Raw genomic sequence first — 2,241 nt, forward strand, 5'->3', positions numbered from 1 at the left:
CAATGTCTGTTGCTCGGGGTAGGTCGGAAGCGAGCCGCCGATGGCGAAAGCGGCGCGACTGAACCATCGCGCTATTTCGCTACGATGCGGAACTTGGTCGCTTTCGGGGCATGGCGGACATCGAGCAAGCCCCCATTTCAATTTGGCTGACGCTGCCGACCAGCCTGGGAGGGGTAGAAGTCACAGGTCCGGCCTCTGGCGCCGGCGCGATGATAGGCTGCGATGGCCATCAATCGCAATCTGCGAAGCCCGTGGCCTCAGCGAAGGCCTCATGGGCTGCCGCCGGGTTCATGAAATACCCGAAACGAGACGCGCCAATGCTTCACCGACATCCGATGCCCGCGGCGGATCGGCGCCGGCTCGTCCGCAGGTGGAGGCTGCGCAACCTGCCGCAAAGGACAGCGCGCGACCAAGTTCCGGCGCGCTCGCCTGCGCCAGGGCTTGCGAGCCGATCCGCCCGATCGCGCGCAAGGCAAACAGCAGCGCCGCCTGAAAGCTGTCACCGGCCCCGATCGTATCCACCACGTCGACGGCCGGAGCCTGGACCTCGACCAAGCCCGCCCGCTGGTGCCAGGCCACGGCTCCCTTGCTGCCGCGCGTCATCACGACCAGGCTGGTGCCGGCGTCGAGCAGCGACTGCGCCCTGCCCGCATGGTCGCTGCCGCCATGGAGAAACTCGAAATCGACATCCGACATCCGCACGATATCGGCCGCGGCGGCGAACACATCCATCCGATCGATGTAGCGGCGCTTGTCCTTGACGAGATTGGGTCGGCAATTCGGATCGAACGAGATGGTCACGGATCCCTGGGCTTCCTCGACCAGGGCAAGCGCCTGCGCGGCGCCCTGCTCGTTGGTGAGGGTGGTCGATCCGACATGGATCGCCTCGACCTGATCAAAGGCAATGCCGCCGCGTTGATAGAGCCAGTTCCGGGAGGCCGTCGCCTCGTCATAAAAGGCAAAGTGCGGCTCGCCGGCGATGCTCCGAATGAACGCGAGCGTCGTCTCGTGATCGCTGCGGGCGGCATAGCGAAGATCGACCAGCGAGGCGATGGCGTGGTCGGCAATCATGCGACCGAACAGATCGGTCGAGATACCGCCCACAAACCCCGCCGGCGCGCCGAGCCGTGCCATGCCGACGGCGATGTTGAGGCAGGAGCCGCCGACCACCGGCACGGCCGCGTCGCGCCCGTCCACCGACTTGACGGGCAGGAAATCGATCAGTGCATCTCCGCAAGCCAGCAGCATGGGTCTAGCTCTTCGCGTCCGCGCCCGCGCTCACGTCGATCTCGCGCATCGCATCGCGGCTTTCCCGATCCAGTTCGCGCATCAATCCATGGACGCGGCGTTTCGTTCGGTGGAATTCAGCCATGCCGGGCGCCGTCGGTCTGCTCAGACCGCCGATCGCCGACATCGCGGCCATCGCGTCGCCGATCGATCCATGAGCGCCGGCCGCGACCGCCCCCAGCATTGCGGCGCCGAGCAGGACCGGTTCCTGGGTCTCGGGAATCGCGATGCGCAGGCCCGTCGTATCAGCCATGATCTGGCGGACCAGCGGGCTTCGCCCGGCGCCGCCGGCGATCACCATGAGATCGCTGACGATGCCGTGCGAACCCAACGCCTCGACGACGTCGGCCAGGCCATAGGCAAGCCCGCACAGACCTGCCAGGAACAGCCGTTCCATCGAACCGAGATCGCCGTCGAGATCGAGGCCCGCAACGATCGCACGTGAATCGGGATCGGCGAACGGCGAACGGTTGCCGATGAACTCGGGAAAGACGTGGAGATCGCGGGCAAGCAGCGCGGCCTGCCCCGGGCCATCCGTGCGCGACAGGATCCTCCGCTCGAGATACTCCAGAATATCCATGCCGCCGGCACGTGCGCTCGCGACAGCCTCGTGATAGGCGGGATGCGACCGGACCAGGTGGTCGATCGCCGCGCCAGCGGCGGATTGGCCGCCTTCGTTGAGCCAGAATCCCGGGATCATCGCCGAGTAATACGGGCCCCAGACGCCCGGCACGAAGTGCGGTTCGGACGTCGTCGCCATGATGCAGGCCGAGGTTCCCATGATGTAGGCCAGCCGGCGGCTGATATCGACCGGTTCACCCGATTTTGCGCGACCGCCGATCGTGCCGACGCCTCCGGCGTGGGCGTCGATCAGCGATGCGCCGACCGACGTCCCCTCGCGCAGGCCGAAATCGCGCGCCGCGGCCGCGGCCAAACCTGCGCCCAGCGGCGTAC

General features: G+C 66.9%; 2 protein-coding genes. Both read right to left on the reverse strand.

Annotation, left to right across the window (positions count from 1 at the left end):
- Positions 1-288 precede the first annotated feature (288 nt).
- Positions 289-1,248 carry a carbohydrate kinase family protein gene (locus WCB02_RS27825; protein WP_423962967.1) on the reverse strand — a complete coding sequence of 320 codons (960 nt, stop codon included), beginning with the start codon at positions 1,246-1,248 and terminating at the stop codon, positions 289-291.
- Positions 1,249-1,252: 4 nt separating this feature from the next.
- A partial coding sequence (locus WCB02_RS27830; RefSeq protein ID WP_423962968.1) for an FGGY-family carbohydrate kinase occupies positions 1,253-2,241 on the reverse strand: 989 nt, incomplete at its 5' end.

The sequence above is a fragment of the Bradyrhizobium sp. genome, from assembly GCF_049581145.1.
Taxonomy (GTDB): Bacteria; Pseudomonadota; Alphaproteobacteria; order Rhizobiales; family Xanthobacteraceae; genus Bradyrhizobium.